Genomic DNA, 16,736 nt, shown 5'->3' on the forward strand with positions numbered 1-16,736 from the left:
CCTTTGTGCTTGTGACCGCGTTGTCACGGCGCGCGCGGACGTGAATCCGATCTGCTTGCCGAGGGGTGAGACGATGATATATGATTTCGGATACGACGCACAACGCGTCCTGACGAGCGCGAGGAGGCGCATCCGTGACGGACACCATCGCCCGCCCGGGGAAGATCATCGCGATCCACCTGAGCTACGCCTCGCGGGCCGACCAGCGTGGTCGACGCCCCGCCCACCCCTCCTACTTCTTCAAGCCGGCCAGCTCGGTCGGCGTCTCCGGCGGCACCGTCGAGCGCCCCGCCGGCACCGAGCTGCTCGCGTTCGAGGGGGAGATCGCGCTGATCATCGGCGCCCCGGCCCGCCGGGTCGCCCTCGCCGACGCCTGGGATCACGTGCAGTGGGTGACCGCCTCGAACGACCTCGGCCTCTACGATCTGCGCGCGAACGACAAGGGCTCCAACGTCCGCTCCAAGGGCGGCGACGGGTACACCCCGCTCGGTCCGGAGCTGATCGACGCCCGCACGGTCGACCCGGCGGCCCTCCGCGTGCGCGCCTGGGTGAACGGCGAGCTCCGTCAGGACGACACCACCGCGGGCCTCATCTTCCCGCTGGCCCAGCTCGTCGCCGACCTCTCCCAGCACTTCACGCTGGAGACCGGCGACGTGATCCTCACCGGCACTCCCGCAGGATCCTCGGTCATCGTCCCCGGCGACGTGGTCGAGATCGAGGTCGACGCCCCGGACGCCCCCGGCGCTCCCACGTCCGGCCGCCTGATCACGACGGTCACGCAGGGCGATGTCCCCTTCGACGGCGACCTCGGTTCGCTCCCCGCCGTCGACGACCTCCAGCGCACCGAGGCCTGGGGCTCCCGCGAGGCCGCGGGCCTGCCCGCCGAGGACACCGCGCCCACGCTCACCCCCGAGCTCCGCGCCCAGCTTCTCGAAGCCCCCACCGCCGGCCTCTCGGCACAGCTGCGCAAGCGCGGACACCACTCCAGCTTCATCGACGGTGTCTCTGCGAACCTCCCGGACACGAAGATCGTCGGCACCGCGAAGACCCTGCGCTTCGTGCCGTTCCGCGAGGATCTCTTCCGGAGCCACGGCGGCGGGTACAACGCCCAGAAGCGCGCGTTCGACGGCGTGGCCGAGGGCGAGGTCATCGTCATCGAGGCCCGCGGCGACGCGACCACCGGCACGCTCGGCGACATCCTCGCCCTGCGCGCGCAGACCCGCGGTGCGGCGGGCGTGGTGACCGACGGCGGCGTCCGCGACTTCCAGGCCGTCGCCGAGATCGGACTGCCGGTCTTCTCCCAGGGCGCGCACCCGTCCGTACTCGGCCGCAAGCACGTGCCGTGGGACGTCGACGTGACGATCTCGTGCGGCGGTGCCACCGTGCAGCCCGGCGACATCATCGTCGGCGACAGCGACGGTGTGATCGTGATCCCGCCGGCTCTCGCCGCCGAGGTCGCCGCCGACGCCGTGGCCCAGGAGATCGAGGACGCCTGGATCGCCGAGCAGGTCGCCGCCGGACACCCGGTCGACGGCCTGTTCCCGATGAACGCCGAATGGCGCGCCCGCTACGAGCAGGCGACCGGCACCGGAGCGGAGCGGAAGTGAGCACGGTCGAGAGCGCCAGCAAGTCGGAGCAGGCGTACGCCTGGATCCGCGCGCGCATCTCGGCGCACACCTACGGTCCCGGCTACCGTCTGGTCCTCGGGCCGATCGCCGAGGAGCTGGGCATGAGCGTGGTCCCGGTGCGCGAGGCGATCCGCCGCCTAGAGGCCGAGGGGCTCGTGACCTTCGAGCGCAACGTCGGCGCCCGGGTGACCCTCGTGGACGAGGGCGAGTACGCGCACACCATGCAGACGCTCGGACTCGTCGAAGGGGCAGCGACCGCGCTGTCCGCTCCCCTGCTCGACGCGGACGCGCTCGCGCAGGCCGCGGAGGTCAACGAGCGCATGAGCCGCCTGCTCGACCACTTCGACCCGCACACGTTCACCGAGCTCAACCGGCAGTTCCACTCCGTGCTGTTCGAGCCCTGCCCCAACCCGCACCTGCTCGACCTCGTGCACCGCGGCTGGGCCCGGCTGTCCGGCATCCGCGACTCGACCTTCGCCTACGTGCCCGGCCGCGCCCACCACTCGGTCGACGAGCACACCCAGATCCTCGAGCTCATCCGCGACGGCGCCGAGCCGCTGGAGATCGAGCTCGCCGCCCGCAACCACCGGTGGCGCACGAGGGACGCGTTCCTCGACGCCCTGCACACCCGTTCCGTCCCCGCCCAAGGAGAAGCATCATGACCGACTCCCGTATCCCCGCCGACCTGCCCGACCACATCCAGCACTACATCGACGGCGCCTTCGTCGACTCGATCGACGGCGACACGTTCGACGTGCTCGACCCGGTGACGAACCAGACCTACACGACGGCAGCCGCCGGCAAGAAGGCCGACATCGAGCGGGCCGTCGCCGCCGCCAAGCGCGCCTTCGACGAAGGTCCCTGGCCGCGCATGCTCCCCCGCGAGCGCTCGCGCGTGCTGCACCGGATCGCCGACATCGTGGAGTCGCGCGACGCCCGCCTCGCGGAGCTGGAGTCCTACGACTCCGGCCTGCCGATCACGCAGGCCCTGGGCCAGGCCCGCCGCGCCGCCGAGAACTTCCGCTTCTTCGCCGACCTGATCGTCGCCCAGGCCGACGACGCCTTCAAGGTGCCGGGCAAGCAGATGAACTACGTCAACCGCAAGCCGATCGGCGTCGCCGGGCTCATCACCCCGTGGAACACGCCGTTCATGCTCGAGTCCTGGAAGCTCGGCCCCGCGCTCGCCACCGGCAACACGGTCGTCCTCAAGCCGGCCGAGTTCACGCCCCTCTCCGCCTCGCTGTGGGCGGGCATCTTCGAGGAGGCGGGCCTGCCGCAGGGCGTCTTCAACCTCGTCAACGGCCTCGGCGAAGACGCCGGCGACGCGCTGGTGAAGCACCCCGACGTGCCGCTCATCTCCTTCACCGGCGAAAGCCGCACGGGACAGATCATCTTCGGCAACGCCGCCCCGTTCCTCAAGGGCCTGTCGATGGAGCTCGGCGGCAAGTCGCCCGCCGTGGTCTTCGCGGACGCCGACCTGGAGGCCGCCGTCGACGCCACGATCTTCGGCGTCTTCTCCCTCAACGGCGAGCGCTGCACCGCCGGGTCCCGCATCATCGTGGAGCGCTCGATCTACGACGAGTTCGTGGAGCGTTATGCCGCGCAGGCGCAGCGCGTCAAGGTCGGCTACCCGCACGACCCCGAGACCGAGGTCGGCGCGCTCGTGCACCCCGAGCACTACGACAAGGTGATGTCCTACGTCGAGATCGGCAAGACCGAGGGCCGCCTCGTCGCCGGCGGCGGTCGCCCCGAGGGCTTCGAGGAGGGGAACTTCGTCGCCCCGACGGTGTTCGCCGACGTGGCCTCCGACGCCCGCATCTTCCAGGAGGAGATCTTCGGCCCGGTCGTCGCGATCACCCCGTTCGACTCCGACGAGGAGGCGCTGGCGCTCGCGAACGACACGAAGTACGGCCTCGCGGCCTACATCTGGACGAACGACCTCAAGCGCGCCCACACGTTCGCGCAGTCCGTCGAGGCCGGCATGGTGTGGCTGAACAGCAACAACGTCCGCGACCTGCGCACGCCGTTCGGCGGCGTGAAGGCGTCGGGCCTGGGCCACGAGGGCGGCTACCGCTCCATCGACTTCTACACCGACCAGCAGAGCGTGCACATCACGCTCGCCTCGACCCCGCACAACCCGACGTTCGGCAAGAACTGACGCCCGCCGGACACAAGCAAGGACGCTGACATGACCGACAAGACCGCCAAGACCCTCACCTCCTCCGGCTACTACGTGAGCCAGGAGGCACCGATCCAGAGCGACAACCCCGTCGCGACGCCGAAGAGCACGCCGCCGGACATCCTGCGCTGCGCGTACATGGAGCTCGTCGTGACCGACCTGGCCGCCTCGCGGCAGTTCTACGTCGACATCCTGGGCCTGTACGTGACCGAGGAGGACGACGAGGCGATCTACCTGCGCTCGACAGAGGAGTTCATCCACCACAACCTCGTGCTGCGTCAGGGGCCGATCGCCGCGGTCGCCGCGTTCTCGTACCGGGTGCGCGCCGCGGAGGACCTCGACCGTGCCGTGGAGTTCTACACGGAGCTCGGCTGCGACGTCCGTCGGCAGGAGAACGGCTTCGTGAAGGGCATCGGCGACTCGGTGCGCGTCGTCGACCCGCTCGGCTTCCCGTACGAGTTCTTCTACGCCACCGAGCACGTGGAGCGCCTGTCCTGGCGGTACGACCTGCACACCCCCGGCGAGCTCGTGCGCCTCGACCACTTCAACCAGGTCACCCCTGACGTGCCGCGCGCGGTGCGCCACTACCAGGACCTCGGCTTCCGCGTGACCGAGGACATCCAGGACGACGAGGGCACCGTGTACGCCGCGTGGATGCGTCGCAAGCCCACCGTGCACGACACCGCGGCGACGGGCGGCGACGGTCCGCGCATGCACCACGTCGCCTTCGCCACGCACGAGAAGCACAACATCCTCGCGATCTGCGACAAGCTCGGGGCGCTGCGCCGCTCCGACGCCATCGAGCGCGGCCCCGGCCGGCACGGCGTCTCCAACGCGTTCTACCTCTACCTGCGCGACCCCGACGGCCACCGCGTGGAGATCTACACGCAGGACTACTACACCGGCGACCCCGACAACCCTGTCGTCACCTGGGACGTGCACGACAACCAGCGCCGTGATTGGTGGGGTACCCCCGTCGTCCCCTCCTGGTACACCGACGCCTCGCTCGTGCTCGACCTCGACGGCAACCCGCAGCCGGTGATCGCCCGCACGGACTCCAGCGAGATGGCCGTGACGATCGGCGCCGACGGCTTCTCCTACACCCGCGCGGACGAGGGCGAGACCTCGATGCCCGAGTACAAGCAGGGCGAGTACAAGCTCGGCCACCAGCTCTAGGGGTCACGGATGCTGTCTGAGGAGACGATCGCGCAGATCGCGGCGGAGCTCGCCGAGGCCGACCGCACCCACGGGGTGATCCCGCGCATCACCGCGCGATACCCCGAGGCGACCGTGGAGGACTCGTACGCCATCCAGGGCGTGTGGCGGGACTCGCAGGTCGCGGCCGGACGTCGGCTCGTGGGCCGCAAGATCGGTCTGACGTCGAAGGCCATGCAGCAGGCGACGGGGATCACCGAACCCGACTACGGCGTCATGTTCGACGACACCGTGTACGAGTCCGGCGCGGAGATCCCCACCGATCACTTCTCCAACGTCCGCATCGAGGTCGAGCTCGCCTTCGTGCTCAAGGAGCCCCTGGAGGGCCCCGACTGCACGCTGGACGACGCCCTCGCCGCGATCGACTACGCCGTGCCGGCCCTCGAGGTGCTGAACTCGCACATCGAGCTCGAGGGCCGCACGATCGTCGACACCATCAGCGACAACGCCGCCTACGGGGCGATGGTGCTGGGGACGGTGCGCAAGCGCCCGGACGAGATCGACCTGCGGTGGGTCCCCGGCGTGCTCTCCCGCAACGGGGAGATCGAGGAGACCGGTGTCGCCGCAGGTGTGCTCGGCCACCCCGCCACCGGAGTCGCCTGGCTCGCGAACAAGTTCCATCAGCACGGCGCGCGTCTGGAGGCGGGCGAGATCATCCTGGCAGGATCGTTCACACGCCCGATGTGGGTGTCGCGCGGCGACGAGGTGCTGTGCGACTACGGACCGATGGGGACCATCACATGCCGCTTCGTCTAGATCCGTCCTTCCGTGAGCAGCTCGCCGCGTCCGACCGCCCCTTCGTCGGCATGTGGGTGTGCTCCGGCAGCCCGCTGCTCGCCGAGGTCGCCGCGGGGTCCGGGCTGGACTGGCTGCTCATCGACATGGAGCACTCGGCGAACACGCTCGAGTCCGTGCTGACCCAGCTCCAGGCGGTCGCGGCCTACCCGGTCACCCCGCTCGTCCGGGTGCCCTTCAACGATGCGGTCGCGATCAAGCAGGTGCTCGACCTCGGCGCGCAGAACCTCATCGTGCCGATGGTGTCGTCCGCCGACGAGGCGCGTGCCGCTGTGGCCGCGACGCGGTATCCCCCCGAGGGCGTCCGCGGGGTCGGCAGCGCCCTGGCCCGCAGCGCTCGCTGGAACCGCGTCGACCGGTACCTGAAGGAGTCCGCGCAGCACGTGTCGCTGACGGTGCAGATCGAGACGGCCGCGGGGGTCGAGGCCGCCGCCGACATCGCCGCGGTCGACGGGGTGGACGCGGTGTTCGTCGGCCCCTCCGACCTGTCCGCGTCGATGGGCCTGCTCGGACAGCAGACGCATCCGGACGTGGTCGCCGCCGTCGAGTCGGTGTTCGCCGCGGTGCGCGCCGCAGGGAAGCCGGTGGGCGTGAACGCCTTCGACCCCTCCGCCGCCGACGCGTATCTCGCGGCGGGCGCGGACTTCGTGGCCGTCGGCGCCGACGTCGCCCTCCTCGCCCGTGCCTCCGAGGCCCTCGCCGCCCGCTTCCTCCCCCGCTCCGACGCCCCCGGCCGCCCCAGCTACTGACTTCGAGTCGCGCACCTGGCTCCATCCGCGGCCGGAATGGGGCCATTTGCACGATTCGAAGCGGCCGGGAAGGATGAGCCGGTGCACAGACTGGCGGCGATGCAGGACCGCAACTTCCGGTGGTTCTTCCTCGCGCGCGCCCTGACGCTCGTCACCGGCTCGATGTCGGCCATCGCCCTGGCGTTCGCGGTGCTCGAGATCGACAACGACGCCCGCTCGCTCTCGATCGTGCTCGCGGCCTTCACGATCAGCAACATCGTGTTCGTCCTGTTCGGAGGGGTCGTCGCCGACCGCCTCCCCCGCGCCCTCATCATCCAGTCCTGCTACGTCGTGGACATCCTGTCGGTCGGGGCGATGGCCGCTCTGCTGTTCACCGGCACGGCTACGGTCCCGCTCCTCGCGGTGCTGTCCGCGCTCAACGGCGCCTCGTCCGCGTTCGTGCTCCCGGCGATGCAGGGCATCATCCCGCAGCTGACCACTCCCGCGCACCTCCAGCAGGCGAACGCGATGCTGTCGTTCGTCCGCTCGGCCGTCACGATCGGCGGGCCGGTCATCGCGGGCGTCCTGGTCGCGACCGCGGGACCCGCGTGGGCCATGGTCGTGCAGGCGGCCGGCTGGCTGCTCGCGATCCCGGTCCTCGCCCTCGTGAAGCTCCCGCCGCCTGCGGCCTCCGGCGGCACCACGATGTTCCACGACCTCCGGGTGGGCTGGCGCGAGTTCTGGAGCCGCTCCTGGCTGTGGACGATCGTACTGGCCTTCATGATCATGAACGCGATCCACGTCGGAGCCTGGGGCGTCGTCGGGCCCTACATCGCGAAGAACGACGATCGCCTCGGCATCTCCGGCTGGGGGTGGGTCGTGAGCGCGGAGGGCGCGGGGGTCCTGGTGATGACCCTGCTGCTGATGTGGTTCCCCCTCCGCCGCCCCCTGCGCTACGGGATGATCGGGATGGCGGTGTTCGCCCTGCCGCTCACCCTCCTCGGCGTGCACCCGGCCGTGGTGCTGCTCGCGATGGCCGCGTTCGTGGCCGGGGCCGGGGCCGAGGTCTTCGCGACCGGCTGGAACCTCGCGATGATGGAGAACATCCCCGGCGAGAAGCTCTCGCGGGTCGCGAGCTACGACATGCTCGGCAGCTTCGTCGTGATGCCCATCGGCACGCTCGTGTACGGCTGGCTGGTCACCCACGCGGAGCCGGCCACCGTGCTCACCACCTCCGCCGTCCTCTACGCCGCGATCGCCCTGGTGACGCTGCTCGTCCCCGCGGTATGGCGGATGGGGCGCCCCGCGGCGGCCGTCACGGAGCGCGCGGGAGTGGCGGATTCATAGCAATCCCGGCGAGACTGTGAGCATGACCTTCCCCCCGCTGCAGCCCCTCGCCGACCGTGCCGCCCTCTTCACCGCGCTCCGCCAGGACGCCCTCTCCGCGGCCGCCGACGCACTCGGCGAGCACCGGTGGGACGCCGATCTCGCAGCGGGGACCCTGACCTTCACCGCGAACGCCGACCCGACCCGGCAGCTCGTGACCCGCGCGCACCTCATCGCCACGATCGCCCCCGGTCCGCGCTCGCTGCTGTGGGCGTGGGCACACCCGCAGGGCGACCCCCAGGGCGTCGCGGCGCAGCTCCGCGCGTACGGCGAGCAGCACGGGATCGCCGAGCTCACCACCCCCGAGGTCCCGTTCCCCGCCGATGCCTCGGGCGACGCGGACTGGATCGCCCGCGGGGCGCACACGATCGGCGGCGTCGCTGTCGAGCTCACCGGACGCTCCCCGTACTACTCGGCACCCGTCGACGGCGGCACCCGCGCGGTGTTCCTGCTCGACGCGCCGCTAGCCCCGCTCACGGTCGCCGACACGGTGGTGGCCCTCCCCCGCACCCTCGCGCAGACGCCCCTTCCCGACGCCCGTACGGCCGTCTGGGACCTCGCCCGCCTCGCCGGGTGGACCCTCACCTGGACGGACGAGTCGTTCTCCGGCGCCACGGTGACGGATGCCTCGGGCACCGCGACGATCCGCTTCGACGAGCAGGCCCGGATCAGCGGCGTGGAGAGCTCGCTGCACGGCCAGGTCTGAGTCCGCAGAAACGCACGAACGCCGCAGGGATCACCGGGATCCCTGCGGCGTTCGCGTGAATCTGCGACGCGGCGCGGAGGTCAGACCGTCCGCTCGGCCGCCTCGACGACGTTGGTCATGAGCAGGGCGACGGTCATCGGACCGACGCCTCCGGGATTCGGAGACAGGTACCCGGCGACGTCGGCGACCTCGGGAGCGACGTCGCCGAAGACGACGTTCTTCCCGGTCTCCGGGTCCGTCTCCCGGGTCACGCCGACGTCCAGCACCGCGGCTCCGGGCTTGACGTCCTCGGCGCGGATGAGGTGCTTGACCCCCGCGGCCGCGATGATCACGTCGGCCTCCCGCAGGTAGCGCGGCATGTCGACCGTGCCGGTGTGCGTCAGCGTGACCGTGGCGTTGAGGTCGCGACGGGTCAGCAGCAGCCCGATCGAGCGCCCGATCGTGACACCGCGACCGACGACCACGACGTGCTTGCCCTTGAGGTCGTAGTCGTTGCGCAGCAGCAGCTCGATGACCCCGCGCGGGGTGCACGGCAGCGGCGTGTGGATAGGCGCGTTGACGTTGAGGACGAGGCGCCCGAGGTTGGTCGGGTGCAGCCCGTCCGCGTCCTTCGCCGGATCGATCCGCTCCAGGATCGCGTCGGTGTCCAGGTGCTTCGGCAGCGGCAGCTGCACGATGTACCCGTGGCAGGCCGGATCGGCGTTGAGCTCGTCGATCAGTGCCTCGACGTCGGCCTGGGTGGCGTCGGCCGGCAGCTCGCGCTGGATCGAGTTCATCCCGATCGCCTCGGACTGCCGGTGCTTCATGCCCACGTAGAGCTGCGAGGCGGGGTCGGCTCCCACCAGCACGGTGGCGATGCCGGGGGTGACGCCCTTCGCCTTCAGCGCCGCGACCCGCTCCGTCAGCTCGGCACGGATCTCGGCCGCCGCCGCCTTGCCGTCGAGGACGACCGCGGTCACTGCTGCAGGTCCGGGTAGAGCGGGAAGGCCGCGGCGAGCGCGTCCACGCGGGCGCGGAGCGCCTCGATGTCGGCACCGGGGAGCAGCGCGAGGGCGATGATGTCGGCCACCTCCGTGAACTCGGCGTCGCCGAAACCGCGGGTCGCGAGCGCGGGCGTGCCGATGCGGAGGCCCGAGGTCACCATCGGCGGACGCGGGTCGTTCGGCACGGCGTTGCGGTTCACGGTGATGTGGATGTCGTGCAGGAGGTCCTCCGCCTGCTTGCCGTCGATCTCGGCGTCGCGGAGGTCGACGAGCACGAGGTGCACGTCCGTCCCGCCCGAGCGCACCGCGATGCCGGCGTCCTTCACGTCCTGCTGCGACAGGCGCTCGGCGATGAGCTTCGCCCCGCGCAGCACGCGCTCCTGGCGCTCCTTGAACTCCGGTGTGCCGGCGAGCTTGAACGCGGTCGCCTTTGCCGCGATCACATGCATGAGCGGACCGCCCTGCTGACCGGGGAAGACCGCGGTGTTGATCTTCTTGGCGAGGTCGGCGTCGTTGGTGAGGATGAAGCCCGAGCGGGGGCCGCCGATGGTCTTGTGCACGGTGGAGGACACGACGTGCGCGTGCGGCACCGGGTTGGGGTGCAGGCCGGCGGCGACGAGGCCGGCGAAGTGCGCCATGTCGACCCAGAGGATCGCGCCCACCTCGTCGGCGATGGCGCGGAACGCGGCGAAGTCCATCGTGCGCGGGTAGGCGGACCACCCGGCGATGATGACCTTGGGCTTGTGCTCGATGGCGAGGCGGCGGACCTCGTCCATGTCGATCGTCGAGGTCTCGGCGTCGACCCCGTAGGCCACGATGTCGTACAGGCGGCCGGAGAAGTTGATCTTCATGCCGTGCGTGAGGTGGCCGCCCTGGTCGAGTGAGAGGCCGAGCAGGGTGTCGCCGGGGCGGGCGATCGCGTGCAGGACCGCGGCGTTCGCCGAGGCACCGGAGTGCGGCTGGACGTTCGCGAACTCGGCGCCGAACAGGCTCTTGGCGCGGGAGATGGCGAGCTCCTCCGCGACGTCGACCTCCTCGCAGCCGCCGTAGTAGCGACGGCCGGGGTAGCCCTCGGCGTACTTGTTGGTGAGCACGGAGCCCTGCGACTGCAAGACCGAGACGGGGACGAAGTTCTCCGAGGCGATCATCTCGAGGAAGGTCTGCTGGCGCTTCAGCTCGCGATCGAGGACCTCGGCGATCTCCGGGTCGACTTCGGACAGCGGGGCGTTGAAGTAACGGTCGGTCATGACGTGCTCCTTTTGACGACGGATTCGAAAAGGGTGTTCCTATCGGCCCAGGCGCGCGGTCGAATTCCGTGGTCAGTCGCTCCCCGGTGGTTGTCCACCCAGACGCCAGTCGCGACGGTTACGAGCATAGCCGATGCGCGACGCCGCGCACGCGGTCGTTTCGGGCGTCGTGCCCACCGCTTGCAGAATCGTTTCGATCGCCCTGTTCCCTTGCGGCGTTCCGGCGGCTAGGTTTTGTTCATGGTCCTACCTCTTGATCTGCCCCTCGTCCCTGCACCGGTGTCCGCGAAGGCCCGCGACGGACGCCTGCCGCTGTCCGCGACGACGCGTGTGCTCGGCTCCTCCCCCGCCGCCGGACAGCTGATCGACGCCGTCGCACGCCGCACCGGCCTCACCCTCACCGCGGCGGACTCCGGCCCCGCCGAGATCGAGTTGTTCGTCGATCCGGCATCCTCCACCCCGGAGGGCTACACGCTCGAGATCGGCGACCGCGCCATCCTCATCGGCGCCGATGAGGCGGGGCTCTTCTACGGGGTCCAGACGCTGCTGCAGCTGCTGCGTGAGGACGACGCCGGCTGGGCGCTGCTCCGTGCCGACATCGCGGACGCCCCGCGCTTCGCCCGCCGCGGCGTCATGCTCGACGTGGCCCGGCACTTCTTCGGCGTCGACGACGTGAAGAGATTCATCGACAGCACCAGCGCGCTGAAGTTCAACCACCTGCACCTGCACCTGACGGACGACCAGGGCTGGCGCGTGCACATCGACTCCTGGCCGCTGCTCACCGAGCGGGCGGCCACCACCGCGGCCGACGGCGCCCCCGGTGGCTTCTACACCAAGGACGACTACCGCGAGATCGTGGCGTACGCGGCTGCACGCCACATGATCGTGATCCCCGAGGTCGACCTCCCCGGGCACACCCACGCGATCGGCGTGGCCTACCCCGAGCTGGTCGAGGCCCCCGTCCTGAACGACGCACTGGTGGCCCAGTCCGAGCAGCTCGGCCAGCCGCTCCCGGTGGCCGGAGAGCCCTATCTGGGCTGGGGCGTCGGGCACTCCAGCGTGCGCATCCACGAGGAGGAGACGTATCGATTCGTCCGCGACGTCGTCCGCGAGCTCGCCGAGATGACCCCGGGGCCGTACATCCACATCGGCGGCGACGAGTCCCTCGGCACGCCCCAGGCCGACTTCGACCTCTTCGCGGAGCGCGCGACGGCGATCGTCGTCGAGGAGGGCAAGACCCCGGTGGCCTGGCACGAGATGGGCTCGGCTGCGGGCATCGCCTCCGGCACGGTCGGCCAGTACTGGGGTATGACGACGCCGACCGGAACGCACGCCGAGGAGGCCGCGCACTTCGTCGAGCGCGGCGGCGCCCTCATCATGTCGGCGGCGGATGCGACCTACCTCGACATGAAGTACACCGCCGACTTCCCGCTGGGTCTCACCTGGGCCGCGATCATCGACGTCCGTCGCGCCTACGAGTGGGAGCCGACCGCTGTCCTCGACGTGCCCGACGAGGCGATCCTGGGAATCGAGGCGCCGCTGTGGTCCGAGACCACCCGCACGCTCGACGAGGTGGAGCAGCTCGTGTTCCCCCGTGCCGCCGCGCAGGCCGAGATCGCCTGGTCGCCGCGCGAGGGCGTCGGCCGCACGTGGGAGTCCTTCCGCGACCGACTCGGTGCGCTCGCACCGCTGTGGAAGGCTGAGGGGGTCGATTTCCACCCCGCCCCCGAGATCCCCTGGAGCGCCCGTTGAAGACCCTCTCCTCCGCGACCGGTTCCCTCGTCATCCACTCCGTCCGCCTCGTCGATCGCGGGGAGATCGCCGAGGACGCGTGGGTGCGCATCGAGGACGGCGTCGTCGTCGCGCGCGGCACGGGCACGGACTGGCAGCCCGCGACCGAGGTGGTGGACGGGACGGAGGTGGCAGGCGCCGGCGCGCTGCTCACGCCGGGCTTCGTGGACATCCACGGTCACGGTGGAGCGGGCGCCGCCTACGACGACGGGGTGGACGCGATCCGGACGGGGCGGAACCTGCACCGCGCGCACGGCACCACCAGGGCGGTCATCTCGCTCGTCACCGGCACGATCGACGACCTGGCCCGCAGCGTCGCCCTGATCGCCGCCCTGACCAGGACCGACGGGGACGTGCTCGGCTCGCACCTCGAGGGCCCGTTCCTCGACCCCGGTCACCACGGGGCCCATGAGCCCACGCTGCTCCGGCACCCCGTCGCGGCCGATGTGGCCCGGCTGCTGGAGGCCGGAGAAGGCACGGTCCGCCAGGTCACCATCGCTCCGGAGCTCCCGGGCGGGATCGACGCCGTCCGTCAGATCGTCGCGGCCGGCGCCGCCGCCGCCGTGGGTCACACCGATGCCGATGCCGCCATGGCCGTCGCGGCCTTCGAGGCCGGCGCCTCGCTGCTGACCCACGCGTTCAACGCGATGCCCGGCATCCACCACCGCGCTCCCGGCCCGGTGCTCGCCGCGGCCGCCGACCACCGGGTGATCCTGGAGGCCATCGCCGACGACGTCCACCTCGACCCCCACGTCGTCAAGCTCGTGTTCGACGCGGCCCCGCACCGCGTGGCGCTCATCACCGATGCGATGGCGGCCGCAGGAAGCGCCGACGGCAGATACGACCTCGGTGCGGTGAAGGTGACCGTCGAGAACGGCGTGGCCCGCGCCGACGACACCGGCTCGATCGCCGGCTCCACCCTGACCCAGGACGTCGCGCTGCAGCGGGCCGTGGCAGCGGGCGTCGATCTGCCGGAGGTCGTGCGTGCGCTCACGGAGACGCCGGCGCGGGCCATCGGGCGCGACGCCCACCTCGGCGCACTGCGTCCCGGCCTGCTCGGCGATGCCGTGCTGCTGGACGCGGAGCTGCGCGTCGCGCGGGTCTGGACAGGACCGGCGCTGCCCGCCTAGGCGTGCAGCGCTTCGCGCGACGCGCAGCGCTGCGGTCTCCGGTCGATCGGACGAGATGGCGGCGCCGGATTCCCCAGATCGACGTCGCGCTTCTCGCGAGGTGGGAGTGGAGGGCCGCCGTTCTCCCCAGATCGGCGGCCCTTTCCCTCCCGTTCGAGCGGGCGGGGCCGGGAGCTCCTCCCCCGAGGATCCCGACCCGCCCACTGGTGCAGTACCCCCCGCACCAGCGCCGGAACTCCGCCCCCCGGTGGAGTCCATTTCGGCTGTCTCTACGGGATGAGACGAGGGCCGGCCCGGTTCATTACGCGGTTCTCGGAAAAAAGTTCAGAAAATTCTCGCTGGGGCATCACCGCCGGGGCGCGGAGGCGTCCCCGAGCATCTGCTCCGAGTCCTCCCCGGGGGTGGCCACCGCGCCTGTTTCGCGAGAGAATGGACTGACCGCGTAATGAAAGACGCCTTCTCGCGTCTCTCCTCCTGGGGACGGTTGTGTGCCCCGGGACCAGATGGATGACCGTGCACCGAGAGAACACCACACCAGACGAGACCATCGGCGATGCCGACCTGATCCTCCGCGTCCGCTCCGGCGACAAGGGGGCGTTCGGGGAACTCTGGAGGCGGCACTATCCGTCCGGCATGGCCGTCGCGCGATCGGTGACCTCGTCGATCGATCCCGACGATCTGGTGCAGGAGTCCTACACCCGCATCTACCAGGCGATCCTCAAGGGCGGCGGCCCCAACGGCTCGTTCCGCGCCTACCTCTTCACCAGCATCCGCAACACCGCCGCGGCGTGGGGACGAGCACGTCGCGAGACCGCGATCGACGAGCTCGACACGGTGGCCGATCCGGACAGCACCGAGCACGCCACGAACGAGGCCCTCGACCGCAGCCTCACCGCGCAGGCCTTCCGCAGCCTCCCGTCGCGGTGGCAGGAAGTGCTCTGGTACACCGAGATCGAGCAGATGAAGCCGCAGGAGGTGGCTCCGCTCCTCGGGATGAAGGCCGGCGCGGTGTCGCAGCTCGCGTTCCGTGCGCGTGAGGGGCTCCGCGAGGCGTGGATCCAGGCGCACCTGCGGAGCGCGAGCCCCGGCTCCGAGTGCCAGTGGACGATCGAGCACCTCGGCGCCTACTCGCGCGGCAACCTCGCGACCCGCGACCACCGTCGCCTCGAGCTGCACCTCGACGAGTGTGCCCGCTGCATGATCGTCGCCGCCGAGGCCAAGGACGTCTCCAAGCGTCTCGCCCTCGTCCTGCTCCCGCTCGTCCTCGGCGCCACCGGGGCCTCCGGGTACCTCGCTGCCCTGCAGGGCGGTGCGCCGGTCCTGGCCGTGGCGGGGATGTCGTCCACCATCCCGGGCGCGGTGTTCGTCGGTGACGGCGGCATCGGCCAGGCCGCGGCGGCCACCTCCGGCGCGGGCGCAGCCGGCTCAGGAGCGGGCTCGGTCGGCGGCGCCGGCTCGGGCGCGAGCACGGGCGGCGTCTTCACGGGCATGGGCGCCGTCGTCGGCGCCGGGTCGGCAGCCCTCGTGGTCGCCGGAGTGGTCGCCGCAGCGGCCATCGTCCCCGGACTCGCGGGCGCGAACCCGGCGACCTCCCTGCCCAGCGCCTCGGACACCGACCCGTCGTCGATCGCGACCGACATCGCCCCGGACTCCTCGCTGAACCTCGACAAGCCCGTGGTGATCGAGACGCCGGAGAACGACGCGACGCCTGCACCTCCTGCCGAGGAGGAGGCGGCGCCGCCCGTCTCCTCGGAGGCCGGGCCCGACACGGCACCCGCCGTCCCGGATCTCCCCGCGGCGCTTCCCGAGGCCACGCAGCCGCCCGTCGCTCCGGTGGACCCGATCGACCCCGTGGACCCTGTCGATCCGGTCGATCCGGTGGAGCCGGTCGACCCCGTCGACCCCGTCGACCCCGTCGACCCCGTCGACCCCGTCGACCCCGTGGACCCCGTGGATCCTGCGATCCCGACGGAGCCGCCCACCTGGAGCCCCGCCGACTACTGGCTCGGCGAAGACCTGCACTGGTACTACCTCGTGCCGATCGCCGGAGCTCCGGGCACGATCGTGCAGGCTCTCCTCGGCACCGCAGACGCCGGCAGCGTCGTCCTCGGCGAGGACGGCACCGGCACCCTCGAACTCCGCGCCTCGCTGGACCAGTTCCTGTTCGCCAGTCTCGTGCCCGTGACCTTCCGCTACGTCCTCCCCTCCGGCGCGGACGCCCCGTCGGCCGTCACCACGCTCTACGCCTTGCAGCCCCAGGACGCGGCGGCCGATGAGCGCGCTGCGGCGGCTGCGCCTGTCGAGCAGACGGCGGTCGTCATCGACGAGGCCGAGCCGGTGACCGCTCCGGTCGAGGCCCCGGCGCCCGCCGTCTTTGAGGACACCGCGACACCTGCCGACGAGGTCGAGGCAGCTCCCGCACCCGTGGAGCCCGCGCCGGCGGAGCCCGCGCCGGCCCCCGAAGCTGCGCCGGCCGCCGAAGCTGCACCGGCCGCACCGGCCGAGGAGGCCCCGGCCACGGAGGCCCCGGCTCCGACCGAGGACGCTCCGGTCGCGGAATAGACTGGACGCATGACCCCGGATTCCGCCCCCGTCGCCGGCGTCGACCGTCCGGCCATCACGGCCCTCGACATCGTGCGCGTCGTCGTCCTCATCGTGGCGATCGCCTCGCTCGCCCTGTGGGGGTTCGCCAGCTGGGACCTGCCGTGGAGCATCGTCATCGGCGTCGGCGCCCCCGTGGTCACCCTGCTGCTGTGGGCGCTCTTCCTCTCGCCGCGGCCGGTTCTTCGCGTGCATCCCTTCCTCCGGGCGGTCGTCGAACTGTTCATCTACGTGGGCGTGACCATCGCCTGGTGGTCCATGGGGCAGGCCCTGATCGGCACCGCCTTCGCCCTGGTCGCCGTCGTCGCGGGCGTCCTCAGCGGACGCCGCGCCCTGGCATGAGCGCA

The 16,736-nt window shown here is 71.3% G+C and carries 14 protein-coding genes and 1 riboswitch; of the genes, 12 read left to right on the forward strand and 2 right to left on the reverse strand.

Annotation, left to right across the window (positions count from 1 at the left end; translation table 11 throughout):
- The first annotated feature begins 134 nt into the window (after positions 1–134).
- From AB0P08_RS01180 to AB0P08_RS01215, 8 genes are all read left to right on the forward strand, one after another.
- The gene (locus AB0P08_RS01180) at positions 135–1,607 is read left to right on the forward strand and encodes a fumarylacetoacetate hydrolase family protein (RefSeq protein WP_363587619.1); all 1,473 of its coding nucleotides are present in this window, start codon (positions 135–137) and stop codon (positions 1,605–1,607) included.
- The gene (locus AB0P08_RS01185; RefSeq protein WP_363587621.1) at positions 1,604–2,290 is read left to right on the forward strand and encodes a GntR family transcriptional regulator; all 687 of its coding nucleotides are present in this window, start codon (positions 1,604–1,606) and stop codon (positions 2,288–2,290) included. Before AB0P08_RS01180 ends, AB0P08_RS01185 begins: the two co-directional genes overlap by 4 nt.
- Positions 2,287–3,786, forward strand: coding sequence for a 5-carboxymethyl-2-hydroxymuconate semialdehyde dehydrogenase (gene hpaE / locus AB0P08_RS01190; protein ID WP_363587623.1), 1,500 nt, complete (start codon positions 2,287–2,289; stop codon positions 3,784–3,786). Before AB0P08_RS01185 ends, hpaE begins: the two co-directional genes overlap by 4 nt.
- A gap of 30 nt (positions 3,787–3,816) precedes the next feature.
- Positions 3,817–4,983 carry a 3,4-dihydroxyphenylacetate 2,3-dioxygenase gene (gene hpaD / locus AB0P08_RS01195; RefSeq protein WP_259951970.1) on the forward strand — a complete coding sequence of 389 codons (1,167 nt, stop codon included), beginning with the start codon at positions 3,817–3,819 and terminating at the stop codon, positions 4,981–4,983.
- 9 nt (positions 4,984–4,992) lie between these two features.
- Positions 4,993–5,778 carry a fumarylacetoacetate hydrolase family protein gene (locus AB0P08_RS01200; RefSeq protein ID WP_259951969.1) on the forward strand — a complete coding sequence of 262 codons (786 nt, stop codon included), beginning with the start codon at positions 4,993–4,995 and terminating at the stop codon, positions 5,776–5,778.
- Positions 5,763–6,566, forward strand: a complete 804-nt coding sequence (locus AB0P08_RS01205) for an HpcH/HpaI aldolase family protein (protein WP_363587625.1) — start codon at positions 5,763–5,765, stop codon at positions 6,564–6,566. Before AB0P08_RS01200 ends, AB0P08_RS01205 begins: the two co-directional genes overlap by 16 nt.
- An 81-nt stretch (positions 6,567–6,647) precedes the next feature.
- Complete coding sequence (locus tag AB0P08_RS01210) at positions 6,648–7,892, forward strand: MFS transporter (RefSeq protein ID WP_187663482.1); 1,245 nt, start codon at positions 6,648–6,650, stop codon at positions 7,890–7,892.
- Between the two features lie 22 nt (positions 7,893–7,914).
- On the forward strand, positions 7,915–8,637 hold the full coding sequence (locus tag AB0P08_RS01215; protein WP_363587627.1) for a DUF6882 domain-containing protein: 723 nt from the start codon (positions 7,915–7,917) through the stop codon (positions 8,635–8,637).
- Positions 8,638–8,717: 80 nt separating this feature from the next.
- Here the strand turns inward: AB0P08_RS01215 and AB0P08_RS01220 are convergent, their stop codons facing one another.
- Together AB0P08_RS01220 and glyA are read right to left on the reverse strand one after the other, a co-directional pair.
- Positions 8,718–9,596 carry a bifunctional methylenetetrahydrofolate dehydrogenase/methenyltetrahydrofolate cyclohydrolase gene (locus AB0P08_RS01220; RefSeq protein WP_363587629.1) on the reverse strand — a complete coding sequence of 293 codons (879 nt, stop codon included), beginning with the start codon at positions 9,594–9,596 and terminating at the stop codon, positions 8,718–8,720.
- The gene (gene glyA / locus AB0P08_RS01225; protein ID WP_025103803.1) at positions 9,593–10,867 is read right to left on the reverse strand and encodes a serine hydroxymethyltransferase; all 1,275 of its coding nucleotides are present in this window, start codon (positions 10,865–10,867) and stop codon (positions 9,593–9,595) included. Before glyA ends, AB0P08_RS01220 begins: the two co-directional genes overlap by 4 nt.
- Positions 10,868–10,905: 38 nt before the next feature.
- Positions 10,906–10,990: riboswitch (ZMP/ZTP riboswitch) on the reverse strand.
- Between the two features lie 117 nt (positions 10,991–11,107).
- Here glyA and AB0P08_RS01230 point away from each other — a divergent pair.
- The 4 genes from AB0P08_RS01230 (at position 11,108) to AB0P08_RS01245 (ending at position 16,731) form a co-directional block, all read left to right on the forward strand.
- Complete coding sequence (locus AB0P08_RS01230) at positions 11,108–12,619, forward strand: beta-N-acetylhexosaminidase (protein WP_363587631.1); 1,512 nt, start codon at positions 11,108–11,110, stop codon at positions 12,617–12,619.
- The gene (locus AB0P08_RS01235; protein ID WP_363587633.1) at positions 12,616–13,788 is read left to right on the forward strand and encodes an N-acetylglucosamine-6-phosphate deacetylase; all 1,173 of its coding nucleotides are present in this window, start codon (positions 12,616–12,618) and stop codon (positions 13,786–13,788) included. Before AB0P08_RS01230 ends, AB0P08_RS01235 begins: the two co-directional genes overlap by 4 nt.
- Positions 13,789–14,295: 507 nt before the next feature.
- A complete protein-coding gene (locus AB0P08_RS01240; RefSeq protein ID WP_363587635.1) occupies positions 14,296–16,350 on the forward strand; it encodes a sigma-70 family RNA polymerase sigma factor in 2,055 nt (684 codons plus the stop codon).
- 9 nt (positions 16,351–16,359) lie between these two features.
- Positions 16,360–16,731 (forward strand): YrdB family protein, encoded by a 372-nt coding sequence (locus tag AB0P08_RS01245; RefSeq protein ID WP_187663476.1) that lies wholly within the window; start codon positions 16,360–16,362, stop codon positions 16,729–16,731.
- Positions 16,732–16,736 lie beyond the last annotated feature (5 nt).

Source organism: Microbacterium meiriae, assembly GCF_040686935.1.
GTDB lineage: Bacteria > Actinomycetota > Actinomycetes > Actinomycetales > Microbacteriaceae > Microbacterium > Microbacterium meiriae.

Coding starts and splice junctions, on each gene's coding strand:
- hpaD (WP_259951970.1), top strand. CDS start 3,817: ATGACCGACAAGACCGCCAAGACCCTCACCTCCTCCGGCTACTACGTG.
- AB0P08_RS01240 (WP_363587635.1), top strand. CDS start 14,296: ATGACCGTGCACCGAGAGAACACCACACCAGACGAGACCATCGGCGAT.
- AB0P08_RS01245 (WP_187663476.1), top strand. CDS start 16,360: ATGACCCCGGATTCCGCCCCCGTCGCCGGCGTCGACCGTCCGGCCATC.
- AB0P08_RS01230 (WP_363587631.1), top strand. CDS start 11,108: ATGGTCCTACCTCTTGATCTGCCCCTCGTCCCTGCACCGGTGTCCGCG.
- hpaE (WP_363587623.1), top strand. CDS start 2,287: ATGACCGACTCCCGTATCCCCGCCGACCTGCCCGACCACATCCAGCAC.
- glyA (WP_025103803.1), bottom strand. CDS start 10,867: ATGACCGACCGTTACTTCAACGCCCCGCTGTCCGAAGTCGACCCGGAG.
- AB0P08_RS01215 (WP_363587627.1), top strand. CDS start 7,915: ATGACCTTCCCCCCGCTGCAGCCCCTCGCCGACCGTGCCGCCCTCTTC.
- AB0P08_RS01205 (WP_363587625.1), top strand. CDS start 5,763: ATGCCGCTTCGTCTAGATCCGTCCTTCCGTGAGCAGCTCGCCGCGTCC.
- AB0P08_RS01200 (WP_259951969.1), top strand. CDS start 4,993: ATGCTGTCTGAGGAGACGATCGCGCAGATCGCGGCGGAGCTCGCCGAG.